General features: G+C 68.0%; 17 protein-coding genes and 3 pseudogenes. 9 read left to right on the plus strand and 11 right to left on the minus strand.

Annotated features, from left to right (window positions below; genetic code table 11):
* Positions 1–879 carry a neutral zinc metallopeptidase gene (locus W7S_RS16360; protein WP_008258283.1) on the plus strand — a complete coding sequence of 293 codons (879 nt, stop codon included), beginning with the start codon at positions 1–3 and terminating at the stop codon, positions 877–879.
* A 13-nt stretch (positions 880–892) separates the two neighbouring features.
* Here the strand turns inward: W7S_RS16360 and W7S_RS16365 are convergent, their stop codons facing one another.
* On the minus strand, positions 893–1,777 hold the full coding sequence (locus W7S_RS16365; RefSeq protein WP_008258284.1) for a dihydrodipicolinate synthase family protein: 885 nt from the start codon (positions 1,775–1,777) through the stop codon (positions 893–895).
* Positions 1,778–1,813: 36 nt separating this feature from the next.
* Entirely contained in the window at positions 1,814–2,611 is a 798-nt protein-coding gene (locus tag W7S_RS16370) for an aldolase (RefSeq protein WP_008258286.1), read from the minus strand.
* Positions 2,612–2,682: 71 nt separating this feature from the next.
* Between W7S_RS16370 and W7S_RS16375 the strand changes: the two genes are divergently transcribed.
* Positions 2,683–3,207 carry a helix-turn-helix domain-containing protein gene (locus W7S_RS16375; protein ID WP_008258289.1) on the plus strand — a complete coding sequence of 175 codons (525 nt, stop codon included), beginning with the start codon at positions 2,683–2,685 and terminating at the stop codon, positions 3,205–3,207.
* Here the strand turns inward: W7S_RS16375 and W7S_RS16380 are convergent.
* Positions 3,182–3,625 (minus strand): hypothetical protein, encoded by a 444-nt coding sequence (locus W7S_RS16380; protein ID WP_008258290.1) that lies wholly within the window; start codon positions 3,623–3,625, stop codon positions 3,182–3,184. The two genes, W7S_RS16375 and W7S_RS16380, sit on opposite strands and share 26 nt — an antisense overlap.
* 101 nt (positions 3,626–3,726) lie before the next feature.
* Here W7S_RS16380 and W7S_RS16385 point away from each other — a divergent pair, with 101 nt between their 5' ends.
* Positions 3,727–5,307: a metallophosphoesterase family protein gene (locus tag W7S_RS16385; RefSeq protein ID WP_008258291.1), complete on the plus strand. Its 1,581-nt coding sequence runs from the start codon at positions 3,727–3,729 to the stop codon at positions 5,305–5,307.
* Between the two features lies 1 nt (position 5,308).
* Here W7S_RS16385 and W7S_RS16390 read toward each other — a convergent pair whose 3' ends face one another.
* Positions 5,309–6,334, minus strand: coding sequence for an Rv2578c family radical SAM protein (locus W7S_RS16390; RefSeq protein WP_008258292.1), 1,026 nt, complete (start codon positions 6,332–6,334; stop codon positions 5,309–5,311).
* A gap of 141 nt (positions 6,335–6,475) precedes the next feature.
* On the opposite strand from W7S_RS16390, the gene W7S_RS16395 reads away from it, so the two are divergent.
* The 3 genes from W7S_RS16395 to W7S_RS16405 all read left to right on the plus strand — a co-directional run bounded on the left by W7S_RS16395 (position 6,476) and on the right by W7S_RS16405 (position 7,588).
* Positions 6,476–6,775, plus strand: coding sequence for a hypothetical protein (locus W7S_RS16395; protein WP_008258293.1), 300 nt, complete (start codon positions 6,476–6,478; stop codon positions 6,773–6,775).
* 70 nt (positions 6,776–6,845) lie between these two features.
* Positions 6,846–7,340 carry an SRPBCC family protein gene (locus W7S_RS16400; protein WP_008258294.1) on the plus strand — a complete coding sequence of 165 codons (495 nt, stop codon included), beginning with the start codon at positions 6,846–6,848 and terminating at the stop codon, positions 7,338–7,340.
* Between the two features lie 23 nt (positions 7,341–7,363).
* Positions 7,364–7,588 (plus strand): hypothetical protein, encoded by a 225-nt coding sequence (locus W7S_RS16405; protein WP_008258295.1) that lies wholly within the window; start codon positions 7,364–7,366, stop codon positions 7,586–7,588.
* A gap of 28 nt (positions 7,589–7,616) precedes the next feature.
* Here W7S_RS16405 and W7S_RS16410 read toward each other — a convergent pair.
* Positions 7,617–8,051 (minus strand): annotated as a pseudogene (locus W7S_RS16410) (HNH endonuclease); the annotation flags it as partial.
* A 116-nt stretch (positions 8,052–8,167) separates the two neighbouring features.
* Here W7S_RS16410 and W7S_RS16415 point away from each other — a divergent pair.
* A complete protein-coding gene (locus W7S_RS16415) occupies positions 8,168–9,400 on the plus strand; it encodes an IS256-like element ISMysp7 family transposase (RefSeq protein ID WP_008258297.1) in 1,233 nt (410 codons plus the stop codon).
* A gap of 50 nt (positions 9,401–9,450) precedes the next feature.
* On the opposite strand, the pseudogene W7S_RS16420 reads toward W7S_RS16415, so the two are convergent.
* Positions 9,451–10,531 (minus strand): annotated as a pseudogene (locus W7S_RS16420) (13E12 repeat family protein); the annotation flags it as partial.
* Positions 10,532–10,674: 143 nt separating this feature from the next.
* Here W7S_RS16420 and W7S_RS16425 point away from each other — a divergent pair.
* Positions 10,675–11,908: pseudogene (locus tag W7S_RS16425) on the plus strand (transposase family protein).
* A 45-nt stretch (positions 11,909–11,953) separates the two neighbouring features.
* On the opposite strand, the gene hisS reads toward W7S_RS16425, so the two are convergent.
* Positions 11,954–13,216 (minus strand): histidine--tRNA ligase, encoded by a 1,263-nt coding sequence (hisS, locus tag W7S_RS16430; protein WP_008258300.1) that lies wholly within the window; start codon positions 13,214–13,216, stop codon positions 11,954–11,956.
* 3 nt (positions 13,217–13,219) lie between these two features.
* On the minus strand, positions 13,220–13,876 hold the full coding sequence (locus W7S_RS16435; protein ID WP_009954373.1) for an MBL fold metallo-hydrolase: 657 nt from the start codon (positions 13,874–13,876) through the stop codon (positions 13,220–13,222).
* Positions 13,877–13,991: 115 nt separating this feature from the next.
* Here W7S_RS16435 and W7S_RS16440 point away from each other — a divergent pair, with 115 nt between their 5' ends.
* Complete coding sequence (locus W7S_RS16440; RefSeq protein WP_009954372.1) at positions 13,992–14,882, plus strand: peptidylprolyl isomerase; 891 nt, start codon at positions 13,992–13,994, stop codon at positions 14,880–14,882.
* A 13-nt stretch (positions 14,883–14,895) separates the two neighbouring features.
* On the opposite strand, the gene W7S_RS16445 is transcribed toward W7S_RS16440, so the two are convergent.
* From W7S_RS16445 to W7S_RS16455, 3 genes are all read right to left on the minus strand, one after another.
* Complete coding sequence (locus W7S_RS16445) at positions 14,896–17,208, minus strand: bifunctional (p)ppGpp synthetase/guanosine-3',5'-bis(diphosphate) 3'-pyrophosphohydrolase (RefSeq protein ID WP_369751752.1); 2,313 nt, start codon at positions 17,206–17,208, stop codon at positions 14,896–14,898.
* Positions 17,209–17,318: 110 nt separating this feature from the next.
* Positions 17,319–17,861, minus strand: coding sequence for an adenine phosphoribosyltransferase (locus W7S_RS16450; protein WP_008258305.1), 543 nt, complete (start codon positions 17,859–17,861; stop codon positions 17,319–17,321).
* Between the two features lie 7 nt (positions 17,862–17,868).
* Positions 17,869–19,572: an ABC transporter substrate-binding protein gene (locus W7S_RS16455; RefSeq protein ID WP_014712013.1), complete on the minus strand. Its 1,704-nt coding sequence runs from the start codon at positions 19,570–19,572 to the stop codon at positions 17,869–17,871.
* Position 19,573: the final 1 nt, after the last annotated feature.

Here is a 19,573-nt window from a genome sequence, read left to right on the forward strand (position 1 = left end):
ATGACCTTCAACGAGGGCATGCAGATCGACACCAGCGCAGCATCGTCGTCCGGCGGTGGCGGGATGGGGATGGCCGTCGGGGGCGGCGGCCTCGGGCTGATCATCCTGCTCGGGGCGCTGTTTCTGGGCGTCGACCCCGGTCGCGTGATGAACCAGCCGCAGACCAACACCGGCGGCTATTCCGCGCCCGGTTTCGACCTGAGCCAGTGCAAGACCGGCGCCGACGCCAACAAGTACGTGCAATGCCGCGTGGTCGCCACCGGCAATTCCGTGGACGCGGTGTGGCATCAGCTGATGCCGGGTTACACCCGCCCCCATGTGCGCCTGTTCAGCGACCAGGTGAGCACCGGTTGCGGACCGGCCACCACCGACGTCGGGCCGTTCTACTGCCCGGCCGACCAGACGGCGTACTTCGACACCAGCTTCTTTCAGGATGTGCTCGTCAAGCAGCTGCATTCCAGCAACGGCGCTTTCGCGCAGGAATACGTCGTCGCCCACGAATACGGTCATCACGTGCAGCAGCTGCAGGGCGACCTGGGCCGCGCCCAGCAGGGGGCCAAGGGCGCCGGCGGCAACGGCGTGCGCACCGAGCTGCAGGCCGACTGCTACGCCGGCATCTGGGCGCACTACGCAGCGACGGTCAACCAGAAGGACGGCACGCCGTTCCTGAATCCGTTGACCGACGAGGACATTCGCGACGCGCTATCGGCCGCCGCATCGGTCGGCGACGACCGCATCCAGAAACAGGCGACCGGGCGCGTCAACCGCGAAAGCTGGACCCACGGCTCGGCCGAGCAACGCCAGCATTGGTTCACCGTCGGCTATCAGACCGGTGACCCGAAGCAGTGCGACACTTTCTCCGCACCCGATTTGGGTTAGTAGGGCAATCGGGTTAGGCGCCAAGCAGTTTGCGCAGTTCGCCCCGGCCGGCCTCGTCGAGCGGCAACAGTGGCGCGCGCGGATCCCCGACCGGGAAGTCGAGCAGCTCCAGGCCGGCCTTGACGGTGGTGGCCAGCCCGCCCGCGACGATGAAGGTGAGCAGCGGCTTGAGGTCGTCATAGAGCTTCTGCGCCGTGTCGAGGTCGTTCGCGCGCACCGCCTCGTAGAGGTCGATGCAGGGCTGCGGCCGCAAACACGGTGCGGCCGTGCACCATCCGGACGCCCCGGCCTTCAGCGCGTCGAGCACCAGCGGGTTGCTGCCGTTGTAGAAGGGCAGCCGATTGCCGGACAGTTCGGCGATGCGCTGCATGCGGGTCAGGTCGCCGGTGGACTCCTTGACCATGGTCACGTTGTCGATGGATTCGAACATGCGCACCAGCAACTCGGGCGGCATGTCGACGCCGCTGGTGGCCGGGTTGTTGTAGGCCATGATCGGGATCGAGATGGCATCGCTGATGCTGCGGTAGTGCTGGAAGATCTCCCGCTCGGTCAGCTTCCAGTAGGACACCGGCAGGATCATCACGGCGTCGGCCCCGGCCTGCTGCGCGTAGGTGGCGCGCCGAATGGTCTTGGCGGTGGTCACATCCGACACACCGACCACCACCGGCACCCGGCCCGCGACGGTGGCGATGGTGGTGTCGACCACGGTGTCGAATTCGGGTTCGTCGAGATAGGCGAGTTCGCCGGTGCTGCCCAGCGGTGCGATCGCATGAACGCCGGCCGACACCAGCCGATCGACCAGCGCCGCAAGGCGTTTCGTGTCGATGCCGTCCCCAGAGAACGGCGTTACCGGGTAGGCGATGATGCCGTGGATCTTGGGCTCGGACGTTTGCGCCACAGGCGGGCTCCTCGGATTCGGTTGGCGGATAACGGGTTAGCTGGTCAGCGCGTCCGGGTGCCGGGCCAGGGCCCGGCGGGCGTAGTAGGCGAAGTTGGCGCGGCTGCGCTGCGGCGACAGTGTCCAGTCGTGGGCCTCGCGGGCCAGCTCCTCGGGTAGCTCTTTGACGGTGCCGGCGGCCATCGCGGCCAGCTGCAGTTTCGCGGCGCGCTCGATGAGGATGCCCAACGAGCACGCCTCCTCGACGCTGGCGCCGGCGATGACGTGGCCGTGGTGGGCCAGCAGGACCGCCTTCTTGTCCCCCAGCGCGGCGGAGATGATCTCCCCCTCCTCGTTGCCGACCGGCACGCCGGGCCATTTCTCCAGGAACGCGCAGTCGCCGTAGAGCGGCGTGGTGTCCATGTGGGACACGATCAGCGGAACTTCCAGCATCGACAGCGCGGCCACGTGGAACGCGTGCGTGTGCACGATGCATTGCACATCGGGGCGGGCGCGATAGATCCAGCTGTGAAAGCGGTTGGCGGGGTTGGCGATTCCGTCTCCCTCAAGGACGTTGAGGTCCTCGTCGACCAAAAGCAGGTTGGCGTCGGTGATCTCGTCGAAGCCCAGACCGAGCCGCTGGGTGTAGTAGGTGCCGTCCCGCTCGGCGCGGGCGGTGATCTGCCCGGCCAACCCGGAATCGTGCCCGGCGTCGAACAGGGCGCGGCACGTCAGGGCGAGCTTCTGGCGGGTGGTCAGCGGCGCATCGGCGGCGTCCTTGGATTGAAGGGCCGTCAACTGCTCGGCCGCGCGGCGCATCAAGTCGGATTTCGAATCGGTGAACGTGCTGGCCATAACGGGCTCCCTCGGCGATATGACACGATAGTATCACTATAGGAAACCTTGTGTCATGAGAGGGGCGGCCGGTGACGGCACTGCTGCGCGCGGTCCGCAAGCAACGCGGCCTCACTCTCGAGGCCCTCGCCCAGCAGACCGGGCTGACCAAGAGCTACCTGTCCAAGATCGAACGCCGGCGCAGCACGCCGTCGATCGCGGTCGCCCTCAAGGTCGCCAAGGCGCTGGACGTCGACGTCGGGCGGCTGTTCTCCGAGGAGGCGGCCCACGAGAAGATCACCGTCGAACGGGCCGCCAGTGCGGAGGGTGAGCGCTACCGGGTGCTGGCCTCGTCGGTGCTGGGAAAGTCGATGTCGCCGTTCGTGGTTCGCCCGACCGAGAGGCCGGCCGACGACCCCCATCCCGAGCACACGGGTCAGGAATTCCTGTTCGTGCACGCCGGGACCGTCGAGCTCGACTACGGGGATCAGACGTTCACCCTCGGGCCCGGCGACAGCGCCTATTTCGACGCCTCGATCGGCCACCAGGTCCGGGCCGTCGGCGCCGAACCCGCCGAGGTCGTCGTCGTGGCTACCAGGGACGCGTCGAGCAGGTGACTCCGGTGGTGGCGCTCTGGGTCACCACGACCTGGCCGTCCACCGCGATCTGGCACTGAATCTGCGGCATGTTCGACGAGTCGCAGTCCGGCCAGTGGCATCCACCGCTGGCGTTGACGAACGCCCACTGGTTGGGGTCGGCCAGGGTGGCGTTGTAGACGAGCGGCTGCCCGGCGGTGAACGCCGTCTGCACGGTGTTCAGGAACTGCGACGAGTTCGAGTTGAAGGCCGCCTGGCTGGGCGGATCGCTGTTCATGTACCTGACGTTGCCGGTCAGGTTGCCGGTGGCGGTGATCGTGTACGTCACCTGGTGGCCGGCGGGATCCGCGTGGGAGGTGGCGGGCGTCGCAATCATCGCAGCGGCCGCGGCAAACGTCGCCGCCGCGATCCCCGTGGTCGCTATTCGCACGTTCGTCATATCTCAAACGCTACCGAATCCGTTACCGCCGTATCCGGGAAATGGCCTCTACCACGCGGGGCGTTCACCTTCAGGTCGCGCGGCTGCGGTATGAAGCAGGAGTGAGCGACGATTCGGAACATGCCGGCATCAGCCGCCGCCGGTTACTCACATCGAGTGCGGCCTCCGCGGTTCTCGGCGGCGTCGGGGTGGGCGGCGCCGCGCTGCTGTGGTCGCAGCCCGCCGGCCCCCGCGGGCCCGCGGCCTGGCTGCAGTCCGACCGCAACGGCGCGCCACCGATCGGCGGGCTGCACCTGCAATTCGGCAGGGACGCCGCCACCGAGGTGGTGGTGTCCTGGCACACCACCGACGCCGTCCGCAATCCGCGCGTCCTGCTCGGTACGCCGACATCCGGCTTCGGCCGCACCGTGGCCGCCGAGACCCGCACGTACCGGGACGCCAAGTCGGGCACCGAAGTTCGAGTCAACCACGCCCGGCTGACCGACCTGACCCCGGACACCGACTACGTGTACGCCGCGGTGCACGACGGAGCCGAACCGGAACAGGGCACCGTACGAACGGCGCCGTCGGGCCGAAAGCCCTTGCGGTTCACCAGCTTCGGCGACCAGTCCACGCCGGCTCTGGCCAAGATGCCCGACGGCCGCTATGCGACCGACAACATCGGCTCGCCGGCGGCCGCCGACACCACCATCGCCATCGAGCGCCTCGGCCCGCTGTTCAACCTGGTCAACGGCGACCTGTGCTACGCCAACCTGGCCCAGAACCGGATCCGGACCTGGTCGAACTGGTTCGACAACAACACCCGCTCGGCCCGCCACCGGCCCTGGATGCCGGCGGCCGGCAACCACGAGAACGAATTGGGCAACGGGCCGATCGGTTACGGCGCTTATCAGACCTACTTCGCGGTGCCCGATTCCGGGTCCAGCCCCCAGACCCGCGGCCTGTGGTACTCGTTCACCGCCGGATCGGTGCGGGTGATCAGCCTGGCCAACGACGATGTGGCCTACCAGGACGGTGGCAACTCCTACGTGCACGGCTACTCCGGCGGAGAGCAAAGGCGCTGGCTGGCAAGCGAACTCGCCGCGTCGCGGAGCGACCCGAATATCGACTGGGTGGTCGTGTGCATGCACCAGACGGCGATCTCCACCGCCGACAAGACCAACGGGGCCGACCTGGGCATCCGGGAGGAATGGCTGCCGCTGTTCGACCAGTACCAGGTGGACCTGGTGTTGTGCGGCCACGAGCACCACTACGAACGCTCGCATCCCGTGCGGGGCGCGCTGGGGACCGACACCCGCACGCCGATCCCCGTCGACACCCGAAGCGATCTCATCGACTCCACCCGGGGCACGGTGCATCTGGTCATCGGCGGCGGCGGCACCTCGGCGCCGAGCAACGCAATGTTCTTTCCCGAACCCCGGTGCCGGGTGGTCACCGGCGTGGGGGCGTTCGACCCCGGGCTGCGGCGCAAGGCGCCGATCTACGTCCTCGAGGACGCGCCGTGGTCGGCGTTCCGCGACCGCGACAACCCTTACGGCTTCGCGGCTTTCGACGTCGACCCGGGCCGCCCCGGCGGCAATACCTCGATCAAGGCGACGCATTACGCGTTGCGGGGCCCGCTGGGCGACATGGTCGTGATCGACGAATTCACCCTGACCAAGCCGCGCCGCGACAAAAGCTAGCTCAAAACAACGTCTCCTGAACGGGTTGCGGCGTTTCGGCCGAAACCGCTTGGGAGAACGGGCGATGATCGCCGGCGAGCCGGTACTTGGCGATCAGCGGGGCGGCGCGCTCGCGTAGCATGTCGCGATAACCCTGCGGCAGGTAGGCGCCCCGCCGGTACAGCTCGCGATAGCGGCCGACCAGTTCGGGATGCGAGCGCGCCAGCCACGACATGAACCATCCGCGGGTCGAGCTGCGCAGGTGCAGGCCGAAAACCGTCACGCTGCCGGCGCCGGCGGCCGCGATCTGGCCGAGCAGCGCGTCGAGATGCTCGGCGGAATCGGTGAGATACGGCAGCACCGGCGCGACCATCACGTGGCAGTTCAGCCCGGCGGCGGTGATCGCGCCGATCAGGCCGAGCCGCGCCTGTGGCGTGGGCGTGCCGGGCTCGACGTCGCGGTGCAGCTCGGCATCCCCGACCGCCAGCGACACCGCGACCGACACCGGGACCTGCGCCGCGGCGTCGGCGATCAGCGGCAGGTCGCGGCGCAGCAGGGTGCCCTTGGTCAGGATCGAGAGCGGGGTGCCCGATTCGGCCAGGGCGCCGATGATGCCGGGCATCAACGCGTAGCGCCCCTCGGCCCGCTGGTAGGGATCGGTGTTGGTGCCCAGGGCGACGGTCTCGCGCTGCCACGACGGCCTGCGCAGCTCGCGACGCAGCACCTCGGCCACGTTGGTCTTGACGACGACCTGGGTGTCAAAGTCGTTGCCGCAGTCCAACTCCAGGTATTCGTGGGTGGGCCGGGCGAAGCAGTACCGGCAGGCGTGCGAGCAGCCGCGGTAGCCGTTGACCGTATAGCGGAACGGCAGGGCCGACGCGTTGGGCACCTTGTTCAGCGCGGACTTGCACAGCACCTCGTGAAAGGTGATGCCGTCGAACTGCGGCGAGCGCACGCTGCGGACGAAGCCGATGCGTTGCAGCCCCGGCAGCGCCCCGTCCTCGACCGGTTTCCCGTTGACCGCGACGGCCTGGCTTGCCCACCGTATCCCGCTATTCGAACATCAGTTCGAGATACAGTCAAGTGCCATGGCCCATCCGCCCCGCTGCGCCGCCGAAGCCCGGCCTTGTGCGCGGTAGCAAACCAGATTATTTTCGGGTGACCGAACCGAAGGCGGGGTGTTGCACGCATGCGTTTGATCCATGTCGCGGCGGCGGTTGGCATTCCCGTCGTTGTGCTGATTGGGGCGTCGCCGGCCGGCGCGGAAACCGGCGCCGTCGGTTATGCCCAATGCGTCGGAGGCGACACCAAGCCCCCGCCGCCGGGCGTGAGTGCAGACGTGTGGTTCCCCAGCGTCCATGTGATCGACCACGACATCATTTCGGGTGTGCCGGCCGCCGAAGTGGTTGAGAGGCTGGTGAACATGGGCGTCAACCGGGACGACGCCGTTCGCCGCGTGCAGTGTTATCTGGTCAACTCACCGCATTAGCCCGCTTCTGCCGCCTACCGCGCGGGGCTAAGCTGCGGATCGTCGCCCCGGACGTCAGCCGCGAGGAGTTATGACCGAACGCATCGAGACTTCCCGCACCATCGCCGCACCGGCGTCGGACATATTCGCCGTGCTGTGCGACCCGCAGGGCCACGTGGCGATCGATTCGTCCGGGATGCTCCAGGATGCCGACGGCGATCCGGTGCGCGGCGTCGGTGACCGCTTCGTCGTGCACATGGATCGCGAGTCGTTGAACGACTTTCCGCAACTGGGCAAGTACGACGTCACCGTCGAGATCAAGCAGTTCGAGCAGGACCGCCTGATCGCGTGGACGGTGCTCGGTCAGATCCAGCCACCGATCGGCCATGTGTACGGCTACGCGCTCGCGCCGACCGAAGACGCCTCGGCCACCGTGGTCACCTCGTTCTACGACTGGTCGGACATCGACCCCAAGTGGCGGGAAGCCGGGATTTTCCCGATCCTGTCCGAGGGCGCGCTGCGGGCGACCCTGGGAATTCTCGACCGCACCGTCCGCCGCGGTTATCCGCGGGGAATCGTGCTGTAAGCCCGGCGGCAGGAGGGACCGACATGTTGCATTCGATGGTTCTGGCGAGTTCGGACCCCGTCGCCGCCGGCTTCATTCTGCGTGGCATCAAAGGGATTTTCGTCGCGATCGGCAGCATCATCGCCGCAATAGTCTGCGGCGTCATCGCCATGATGAAGGGCCGCAATCCGCTGGGATGGGGAATCCTTGGACTGTTCTTCTCCATCCTCACCCTGATCGTGGTGATCGTCATTCCCAGCAAGAAATGACCGGGCCGCGCCGGCCCGCGCCGGCGCGCTAGAAGGGCGGCGGCTCCCCGTCCCCCACGGCGTGAGTCGATTCGGAATACCAAGCGTACGAAGGCCTTTCAGCCAGGCGAGCCGTTCGGTTGTGTTTGCGTTCTGCTGCGATGCGGGTGGCGCGGTCTTGGGTGCGGGTGCGGCGGCGTTGGGGCATCATCGCGGTGCGCTGGGCGCAGTGGTTCGGGGGCGGGTCGGCTTCGGGGGCCGCGATCGCGCCGGTGGCCGCGCACAAGCTGGGAAACAGCAGCGCGCTGCCCGGGGTGGTCACATAGGTGTGCCCGGCCGGGGAGGTGAAGATCAGCGTGCCATCGGGCAGCTGCTTTTCCTGCCAGCCCCAAAACGTTTTCACCAAATGATGCGTACGGCACAGCGCCTTGAGGTTCGACGCGTGTGTGGGGCCACCGGCGGCGTAGGGGATGGTGTGGTCCACAGGGCGTGTCTTATTGACTGTGTAAGGGGTTCGGCCTGAATGGTGGTGGCTGACCACCGGACAGGAGAGTTCCATTGCCGCAATCTGATTCGTCAAGAGATGATGCTGCCGCCCAGTTGGCCGAGTTGTTGCCGCCGGCGGCAGTCGATGCCTTGTTGGCCGACGCTGAAGCGTCTGGCACCCCGATTGATGGCCCCGAGGGGTTGCTCGCGCAGATGACCAAGGCGGTGCTCGAACGCGCTTTGGACGTCGAAATCGCCGATCACCTGGGCTATGAGCACGGCGATCCGGCAGGGCATGGCTCGGGCAATTCCCGTAACGGCCATGGCCGCAAAACCGTGTTGACCACGGCCGGGCCGGTCGAGCTGGAAGTGCCCCGTGACCGCAACGCCACGTTTAGCCCGGCGATCGTGCCCAAGCGCAAACGCCGCCTGGGCCAGGTTGAGGACATGATCTTGTCGCTGTATGCCCGGGGCATGTCGACGCGCGATATCACCGAGCACCTCGGCGAGGTCTATGGCGCCCGCGTGTCGGCGGCCACGATTTCGCGGGTCACCGACGTGGTCACCGAGGAGATCGCCGCCTGGCAATCCCGGCCGGTCGATCCGGTGTATCCGATCTTGTATATCGACGCGATCCGCATCAAGATCCGCGACGGCGGCGTGGTGGCCAACAAGGCCGCCCACGTGGTCATCGGCGTCGATGTCGAGGGAATCAAGCAGGTCCTGGGCATCTGGATCCAGCAGAGCGAGGGCGCCAAATTCTGGCACGGGGTGCTCACCGAACTGCGCAATCGCGGGTGCCGCGATGCGCTGTTCGTGTGTTGCGACGGGTTGGCCGGCCTGCCCGAATCGATCGCGGCGGTCTGGCCGGCCGCGGTGATCCAGACCTGCGTGGTGCATCTGCTGCGCTCCTCGATGCGTTATGCCTCCTACGCAGACCGCCGCAAGATGGCCACCGCGCTGCGTCCGATCTACACCGCACCCACCGAAGAGGCCGCCAAACTGGCCCTCGAGGAGTTCCGCGCCCAGTGGCGCACCAAATCCCCCGGAGCCATCGCTGTCTGGGATCGGGCCTGGGCTGAGTTCGTGCCTTTCCTGGCATTCCCGGTCGAGATCCGCAAGATCATCTACACCACCAACGCCATCGAATCGCTGAACTACCAGCTGCGCAAAGTCACCAAGGCCCGCGGCTCGTTCCCCTCAGACGCCGCAGCAATGAAGCTGCTGTATTTGGCCATCCGCAACATCAACCAGAAACGAGGATCAACACACGGACCAGGCACCTACCGCTGGACCGAAGCACTGAACACCTTCGCCATCCAATTCCCCGACCGACTCCCACTATGACCCAAAGATAAACGGCTGCAACACCTTACACAGTTATCTTGACAAGCCCGGTCCACATCGCAGGCGGTGGCCGGGCGATCACAGCCGGGCCAGCGACACGTCAGATCCCGACACCGCACAAAAATCGGCCAGCGCCCGCGAGGGCACATACCCCGGCTCCAAGGCGGCGTCGCCGGGATGGGTCAACGGCACCAGTGTGGCCGAGGCCGCCAGCTCGGCGAGCACCTCCGGGGGGATCAATCCCTCGGCGCCGACCTCGGCACCCGGGGTGGATGCGCGACCCTCCAGCACCGCGTGTTCGCCGATCACATGGACAGTCACCGGGCCCGCGGCCCGCCCCCCGGCCGCGCAATCCGCGCGCCCGCAGCGACACCCCAGCCGATCGGCGTCGGCGGCCAACGCCCCCAATGCATCAGCGCGGCGCTGCTCCCGAGTCCGTGGGTCATGCGCACACACCGTGGCCGCCAACCCATCCAGGCGCCGATCCAGCGCGTGGGCATCCGGGGCATACAGGGTGGCCTCCAGATGCGCCAGCCCATCGCCCATGTCGGCCATCCACACCTGCCGGCCGGCCGCGCGCTCCTGGCGCCGCCGCACCGCATCCACATCAGCCTTGGCCACGACCTTGTCGACCTGGGCCGCCAACCGGCCCTGACTCAACGACGGCCACCGGCCCACATTGGCCGCCAACACCGCGTCCACCGCCCCCAGAACCTCGGGATCGACGATCAAATCGGTGCGGAACACGATGGTCTGAAACATCCGATAATCGATATCCCCGGCGCCAAACACCGCCCCCACTTTCGGCAGGCGTTCGCGCATCGCGCGGGCATAGCGCACCCGGCTCGCGGCCAACCCCTGGCCGATCCGCAACTGCGCGCCCACCTCCGCGGCCACCGCCGCCTCGGTGTCCACCGCCCACTCCTCGCTCTCCGCACAGCGCGAGAGCCGATAGGCAAACAACTCCCCGATCGCCACCAACTGCGCCGCCGCCGCCCGATTCTCCACCCGCGCCACAACCCCGAGGTGCTCCAACAACGCCGCCGACTCCCGCGTCGACGACGGATGACAACGCTCAACGAGCTCATCAAGCTCCGCGATCACCGCACGCCGCCGCACCTCATCGAACATACGTTCGACTATGCCACAGGCAACCGACCGCGTTGACTCATCAGAAATGCGCGCGAATGGGTGCTTCGTTGACTCATCAGAAATGCGCGCGTGGACGGCGCGCCTGCCTGATCGGTCAGCAATGACTTCGGTAGGCCCAGGTGATGGGGCTGACATTGGGCGAGCGCAGAGCAGTGACGCAGGCAGCGGCGATCCGTTACCAGCAGGCCGGTAAGCGCGGGAAGAGCCGGATTCTCGATGAGTTGTGTGCCAACACCGGCTGGCATCGCAACCATGCCCGTAAGGCGCTTAAAGCCGCGCTGGTGCCCACGATCGTCGCCGCGCGTCCTGTCCGGCCGGTGACGTATGGACCTGAGGTCATCGCCGCATTGACGGTCTGCTGGACCGTACTCGGAATGCCCGCCGGCAAACGGCTCGCCCCCACTGCTCGCAGAGCTGGTGGCCGTGTTGCGTCACTTCCGGGAGCTGGTCATCAGTGATGAGACCGCGGCGTTGTTGGTCTCGATGTCGGCGGCCACCATCGATCGCCGCCTGGCCGATGAGCGAGCCAAATACACGATCAAAGGACGTGTGGGCACCAAGCCGGGATCGCTGCTCAAAAGCCAGATCCCGGTGCGCACCTGGGCCGAATGGGACGACGCTGTGCCCGGCTTCGTCGAGATCGACACGGTCTTCCACGACGGCGGCAACCGCGGTGGAGGCCATGCCTTCACACTGACGGTCACCGACATCGCCACCGGCTGGACCGAGAGCCGCTCACTGCCCGACAGGGCGGCCAAACACGTACTGGCCGCCCTCAATCACATCGCCGCCGCGATGCCGTTCCCGATCGTCGGCGTGGACTGCGACAACGGCTCGGAATTCATCAACGACGACCTGCTGACATGGTGTCAAAACCGCTGCATCACTTTCACCCGGTCACGACCGGGCAACAAGAACGACGGCTGCCACGTCGAGCAGAAAAACTGGGCAGTGGTACGCACAGTGGTCGGCTACTACCGCTACGACACCGCATCAGAACTGTTGCTACTCAACGAAATCTGGCATCTGCAGACGAAGCTGACCAACTACTTCCACCCCCAGCAGAAACTGATCTCCAAAGTCCGCACAGGAGCCAAGGTGTCCCGCAAACACGACAAGGCCCAGACCCCGTTTCACCGCGCGATCAATCACCCGAGCATGGCTGTGGAACGCATTGTCGCGCTCAAGCGGACCCACTCGCTGATCAATCCGGCCGCCACCCAACGCCAGATTCAGGCGTTGACCGCCCAGCTCTTCACCCTGGCCACCAGCAAAGCCCCAGCCGGCACCCCCGCTCCCATCACCAAGCGCGCACGCTCACGTGAGGCAACGAACCACCCTTCGCGCGCATCTTGACATGAGGCAACAAGCCGACAAACCGCCTACCAGGCCCGAAACGGGCTACCGGCCCAGCCGCGCAAGCACGTCGGCGACAACGGTCTCCGAAGCGACGGCCGACTGCTCCCCCGTCCCGAGGTCCTTCACCCCGACCGTGCCGGCCTCGATATCGCGGTCGCCCAGCACCAGGGCGACCCGGGCGCCCGACCGGTCGGCCGCGCGCATCGCGCCCTTGAGCCCGCGGTCGCCGTAGGCCAGGTCGACGCGCACCCCGGCGGACCGCAGTTGACCGGCCAGCACCGCCAGCCGCAGCTTGGCCTGCTCGCTCAACGGCACCCCGAAGACCTCGCAGCGCGCCGCCGTCCCCACGCTCTTGCCCTCGGCCCGCAGCGCCAGCAGCGTGCGGTCCACGCCGAGCCCAAATCCGATGCCGGACAGGTCTTGTCCGCCGAGCTCGCGCATCAGGCCGTCGTAGCGGCCCCCGCCGCCGATGCCCGACTGCGCGCCCAGCCCGTCGTGCACGAACTCGAACGTGGTCTTGGTGTAGTAGTCCAGCCCGCGCACCATGCGCGGGTTGATGACGTAGGGCACCCCGAGCGCGTCCAGATGCGCCAGGACGGTGTCGAAGTGCTGCTTGGCCGCATCGGACAGGTGGTCGAGCAGCACCGGCGCATCGGCCGTCATGGCCCGCACCTCGGGTCGCTTGTCGTCGAGGACGCGCAGCGGGTTGATCTCGGCGCGCCGGCGCGTCTCGTCGTCAAGCGAGAGCCCAAACAGGAACTCCTGCAACAGTTCTCGATACGCCGGTCGGCAGCTGTCGTCGCCGAGCGAGGTGATCTCCAGCCGGAAGCCGTCGAGCCCCAGGGAGCGAAAACCCGCGTCGGCCACGGCGATGACCTCGGCGTCCAGGGCCGGGTCGTCGACGCCGATCGCCTCCACGCCGACCTGTTGCAGCTGGCGATAGCGGCCGGCCTGCGGGCGTTCGTAGCGGAAAAACGGTCCCGCGTAACAAAGTTTGACGGGCAACGCGCCGCGGTCCAATCCGTGTTCGATGACGGCGCGGACCACGCCGGCGGTCCCCTCGGGCCGCAGCGTCACCGAACGATCGCCGCGGTCGGCGAACGTGTACATCTCCTTGGACACCACGTCGGTGGACTCGCCCACGCCGCGCGCGAACAGCGCGGTGTCCTCGAAGATGGGCAGCTCGATATCGCCGTAACCGGCGCGGCGGGCGGCCCCGAGCAGTCCGTCGCGCACCGCGACGAACTGGGCCGAGTCCGGCGGGACGTAGTCGGGCACGCCCTTGGGCGCAGAAAATTCCGCCACCGGTTACAGGCCTTCGAGGAAGGGGTTGAGGCGCCGCTCGGCGCCGATGGTGGTGGCGTTGCCGTGCCCCGGCAGCACCACCGTCGCGTCGTCGAGCACCAGGAGTTTGTCGACGATCGAGGTCAGCAGGTCGCGCCCGCTGCCGCCGAACAGATCGGTGCGCCCGACCGACCGCTCGAACAGCGTGTCGCCGGTGAACACCAAGTCCTTGTCCCCGGTCACCCGGAACACCACCGATCCGCGCGTGTGCCCGGGGGTGTGGTCGACGTTGACCGTCACGCTGCCCAGGTCGAGCTTGTCGCCGTCGCGGTCGAGCTCGACGACCTGCTTGGGCTCCCGCCAGAAGGCGCCCGCCACCAGCTGCGCCAGCCGTGGGCCCAGGCCGTAGATCGGGTCTTTGAGCATGAACCTGTCCTCGGGATGGATGTAGGTCGGGCACCCGTAGGTGTCGGAAACCTTCTGCGCCGACCACATGTGGTCGATGTGCCCATGGGTCAGCAGCACCGCCGCCGGCGTCAGCCGGTTCTCGTCCAGGATGCGCCGCAGCGGGGCCATCGCCCGCTGACCCGGATCCACGATGACGGCGTCCGTTCCCGGCCGCTCAGCCAGCACGTAGCAGTTGCACTGCAACATGCCGGCGGGAAATCCGGTGATCAACACGGATCCCATTTTCCCATGGGGCCCACTTGACACGAGTCGCGGCGCCCACATTAGCCTGAGCTGGCCACCTCACGGGTTTATGGGGCTCCGATCCAATCATGGAGGCATAGCGGCCGTGCCGACCAACGAACAACGACGTGCCAACGCCAAGCGCAAGCTCGAACGCCAGCTGGAGCGGCGCGCGAAGCAAGCCAAGACGCGCCGGATCGTGTTGATCGCGGCCGGCTCGATCGTGGCCGTGGCCGTGGTCGTGGCGGTGGTCCTGACGATCGTCAACACCAAGCACGAACACAAGAGCAACACCGCGGCGACGACGACCAGCAGCAGCTCGCCGGAGAGCACGACGCCCGCCGGGCCCGCGCCGTCCGCCCCGCCGTTGCCGGCGTTCAAGCCGTCGGCCGAGGTCGGCGCCAATTGTCAATACCCGGCAACGCCGGAGCCCGCGGCCAAGCAGGTCAAGCCGCCGCGCACCGGCAAGGTGCCGACCGATCCGGCGCAGGTGAGCGTCAGCATGGTGACCAACCAGGGCCACATCGGCCTGATGCTGGCCAACAACGAATCGCCTTGCACCGTCAACAGTTTCGCGAGCCTGGTCGGGCAGAAATACTTCGACAACACCAAATGCCACCGGCTGACCACCTCACCGGGGCTGGGCGTCTTGCAGTGCGGCGACCCCAAGGGCGAAGGCACGGGCGGCCCGGGCTACCAATTCGCCAACGAATACCCCACCGACCAGTACCCGCCGAACGACCCCAAGGCGCAGGAGCCCGTCCTCTACCCGCGCGGCACCCTGGCCATGGCCAACGCCGGGCCCGGCACCAACGGCAGCCAATTCTTCATGGTCTACAAGGACTCCCAGCTGCCGCCGCAATACACCGTGTTCGGCACCATCCAGCCCGACGGGCTCGCCACCCTGGACAAGATCGCCAAGGCCGGCGTCGCCGGCGGCGGCGAGGACGGGGCACCCGCGACCGAGGTCACCATCACCTCGGTGCTGCTCGACTGAGTCCGAGCGGGGCTCAGGCCGCCGACGTCACCCGGTAGACGTCGTACACGCCCTCGACGTTGCGCACCACGTTCAGCAGGTGGCCGAGGTGCTTGGGGTCACCCATCTCAAAGGTGAACCGGCTGATGGCAACTCGATCACCGGACGTGGTCACAGACGCGGACAGGATGTTGACCTTCTCATCGGCCAGCACGCGCGTGACGTCCGACAGCAGCCGGTGCCGGTCGAGCGCCTCGACCTGAATGGCCACCAGGAACACCGACGACGGCGACGGCGCCCAGTGCACCTCGATGATGCGCTCGGACTGCTGCTGCAGCGAGGCGGCGTTGGTGCAGTCGGTGCGGTGCACGCTGACCCCGCCGCCGCGGGTGACGAACCCCATGATCTGGTCGCCGGGCACCGGCGTGCAGCACTTCGCCAGCTTGGTCAGCACGCCCGGGGCACCCGGGACCGAGACCCCGACGTCGTCGCTGCTGCGCGGGCGCCGCAGCATGGTCGTCGGGGTGGACCGTTCGGCGAGGTCTTCTTCGGCCTGGTCGATGCCGCCGAGTTCGGCCAGCAGCCGCTGCACGACGTGCCGGGCCGACACGTGCCCCTCACCGATCGCCGTGTAGAGGGCGGACACGTCGAGGTAGTGCAGCTCGCGGGCCACCGCCGACAGGGTCTCGCCATTGACCAAGCGCTGCAACGGAAGTCCCCCGCGACGCACCTCGCGTGCCATCGCGTCCTTACCGGCCTCCAGTGCCTCCTCGCGGCGCTCCTTGGCGAACCACTGCCGGATCTTGGCCTTGGCGCGCGGTGACACCACGAACTGCTGCCAGTCCCGCGACGGCCCGGCGTTGGCCGCCTTCGAGGTGAAAACCTCGACGACTTCCCCGTTTTCCAGCTTGCGTTCCAGCGCCACCAGCCGTCCGTTGACCCGGGCGCCGATGCAGCGGTGGCCGACCTCGGTGTGCACGGCGTAGGCGAAGTCCACCGGCGTGGAGCCGGTCGGCAGGGTGATGACGTCGCCCTTGGGGGTGAAGACGAAGATCTCTTGTACCGCAAGGTCATACCGCAACGATTCGAGGAATTCGCCGGGGTCGGCGGCCTCCCGTTGCCAGTCGAGCAGCTGGCGCATCCACGCCATGTCGTCGATCTCGGCGGCGGCGTGCGGATGCGGAACGCCGTTGCGCCCCTTGGCCTCCTTGTAGCGCCAGTGCGCGGCGATGCCGTATTCGGCGGTGCGGTGCATGTCGCGGGTCCGTATCTGCACCTCCAGCGGCTTGCCCTCGGGGCCGACGACCGTGGTGTGCAGTGACTGGTACACGCCGTAGCGGGGCTGGGCGATGTAGTCCTTGAACCGGCCGGCCATCGGCTGCCACAGCGAATGCACCACGCCCACAGCGGCATAGCAGTCCCGGATCTCGTCGCACAGGATGCGGATGCCGACCAGGTCGTGGATGTCGTCGAAGTCGCGGCCCTTGACGATCATCTTCTGGTAGATCGACCAGTAGTGCTTGGGCCGGCCCTCCACCGTCGCCTTGATCTTCGAGGCGCCCAGCGTGCTGACGATCTCGGCGCGGACCTTGGCCAGGTAGGTGTCGCGCGACGGCGCGCGCCCGGCGACCAGCCGGACGATCTCCTCGTACTTCTTGGGATGCAGGATCGCGAACGACAGGTCTTCCAACTCCCACTTGACGCTGGCCATACCCAGCCGATGCGCAAGGGGCGCAATGACTTCCAGCGTCTCGCGGGCCTTGCGGGCCTGCTTCTCCGGCGGCAGGAACCGCATGGTGCGCATGTTGTGCAGCCGGTCGGCCACCTTGATCACCAGCACGCGGGGATCGCGCGCCATCGCGGTGATCATCTTGCGGATCGTCTCGCCCTCGGCGGCGCTGCCCAGCACCACCCGATCCAGCTTGGTCACACCGTCGACGAGATGGCCGACCTCTTCGCCGAATTCTTCGCTCAAGGCGTCCAGGGTGTAGCCGGTGTCTTCGACGGTGTCGTGCAGCAGCGCGGCCACCAAAGTCGTGGTGTCCATGCCCAATTCGGCCAGGATGGTGGCGACGGCCAGCGGGTGGGTGATGTACGGGTCGCCCGAGTGGCGCAACTGGGTGGCGTGGCGCTGGTCGGCGACCTCGAAGGCGCGCTGCAGCATCGACACGTTCGCCTTCGGGTAGATCTCCCGGTGCACCGCCACCAGCGGTTCGAGCACCGGGTTGAGCGTGCTGCGCTGCGCGGTCATCCGCCGGGCCAGCCGCGCCCGGACCCGCCGCGACGCGCTGCTGGACGTCTTCAGGGACTCGGTCGGCGGCTCCGGCGCCTCCATGGGCTGCGTGATGGCCGGCGGCTCCGTGACTTTGGTGGGCGCGTCGAGCGCCTGGGACGCGCTGTTGTCATCCGCCACGTGTGGTCACCTCCGAATTCGAGGATATCTCCGATGTGAGGGGGCTACTCGCACATCAGGCTGTGCACCGGCAACGGCGCGACCGCGTCCCGGCCGCCCAACCCACCGAGTTCGAACAGCACCGCCGCCGCGGTCACGTTCGCCCCGGCGCGCTCGAGCAGCCGGGCCGACGCGGCCAGGGTGCCGCCGGTGGCCAGCACGTCGTCGACGATCACGACGTTGCGTCCGCGCAGGTCGATGCCCTCGCCGGGGATCTCCAGCGTGGCGGTGCCGTATTCCAGGTCGTACCGCTCGGCGTGCACCGGCGGCGGCAATTTCCCGGCCTTGCGGATGGCCAACACGCCCGTGCCCAGCCGGTCGGCGACGGCCGCGGCCACCAAGAACCCCCGGGCCTCGATGCCGGCCACCAGATCGGCGCCGGACGCGAGCTCGGCGACCGCTCCGGTGATCGCCGTCATCGCCGTCGCGTCGGCGAACACCGGGGTGAGGTCCTTGAACTGGATCCCGGGCTTGGGGAAGTCGGCCACCTTGCGCGTCAGCGACGCGATGAGCTCCGCCACGGGCGTCCGCCCGCCGACGTTCGTCACGGCAACCTCACTGCACCAGGGCCCATCGGTCCATGTTCCAGCCCACGCCCCACCGGGTCGGGTTGTTGCTCACCGCGTACATCTTCTTGGACATCAGCAACGTGCGCTGCTGCCGGTACAGCGGCAGGGTGGGCATGTCGCCCCACAGTATCGGCGCGGTTTCGGCCAGCAGCCTGACGCGCTCGGCGGCATCGGCGGACACCGCCAGCGCCCCGATCGCGCTGTCGACCTGGGGATTGCTGTATCCGGACAGGTTGTTGCCGTTGCCGGTGTGCAGGGCGTACGCATCCAGCGCCGAGGACCCCGTCGAACCGCTGCCGGTCGCGCCGCCGGTGCTGGCCAGCAACGCGTCGATCTTCCCGTCCCGCAGCGCCCGCGGCCCCGAGCTGTCCAGCGTGACGCCGGTGACCGTGATCCCGGCCGCGGCGCACGATTTGGTGATGACGCCCACGTTGACCGCGAGCCGCGCGTTGGGCCCCTGGTAGCCGATCCGCACCGCCAGCGGCGCACCGCCGAGCGCGTTGCGCGCGGCGACCGGATCCGCCTTGCCGAACGGGCCGGCCTCGGCGGCCCCGTCGGCCGCGGTGACGGCGTCGTCGCCGGCCGGGCTGAGGCGTGAATTGGCGATCGGCGTCCCCGCATCGTGGGCCAGCGCGTCGCGCGGCGTGCACAGCGCGACGGCCCGGCGCGCCTTGGGTGCCGCAAGCGGCCCCTGCGGGGCGAAGAACAGCTGCTCGATGCCGTCGGACGGGGCATCCGAGCGCTCGTAGTTGTCGGGCGTGGCCAGCGTTCCCGACGAGCCCGCGGCGACGTCGACCACGTCGACGGTGCGGTTGTTGACCCGGTCCTGGATGTCGGGCCCCTGCGGCCACACCGTGATGCGCTTGGTGATGGCCCGCGGCCCCCACCACCGGTCGTTGGCGACGAGCACCACCGCCCCGCCCTCCAGGACGGACCCGATCTTGTAGGGCCCCGACGACGGGAAACGCTTTTCGAGCACGTCTTTTTGCAGACCGGGTTTGAGCTCCCAGATGGTGTTCCACAGCTTCGCGATCTGCTGCACCAGTGGCGCGTTGTGGCTGAGCAGCGCGGCGGTCACGTCGACGTTGAGCTGGTCGGCGATGACGTGCGACGGCATCAGCGAGGTCGCGGTGAACAGCTGGTTGTAGTCGACGACGCCGCGGTCCGGGACGAACGACACCCGCGCCTTCTTCTGCCCGGGGATGCACTCGACGTTGGCGATGTCGATATAGCCGCCCTGAGTGGCCGCATCGAATTCCGGGAAGCGGCCGGACTGGGCCGCCCACGCGAGCACGATATCGTCGCAGGTCAACGGCTTGCCGTCGGAGTAGACGGCGTTGTCGGCGATCTGGTAGTCCAGCACCAGCGGCGTGCCGCCGACCACCGAAACGGTGCCGAAGTCGCGGTCGGCGACGATCTGCCCGCCCGGCCCGTGGTAGCTGAACCCGGTGAGCGTGCGGGCGAAGGCCTGCGCGCCGGCCGAGGCGGCGCCGGCGACGGTGTTGGTGTTGTAGGTGCTCAGCGGGCCGTCGACCACGTAGTCCACCTCGGAGGCGGCGCTACCGGCGCACGCGGTCACCACGAAACCCGCGACCAGCGCCACCGCCAGCCCGGCGCTGATCCACAGCGCGATGTTGTGCCGGCCGGTTAGCGCGCCATCGGCCCCAGTTCCCCGGTACCTGGTGGCCATC

Origin of the sequence: Mycobacterium sp. MOTT36Y, assembly GCF_000262165.1 — a bacterium.
GTDB classification, from domain to species: domain Bacteria; phylum Actinomycetota; class Actinomycetes; order Mycobacteriales; family Mycobacteriaceae; genus Mycobacterium; species Mycobacterium intracellulare.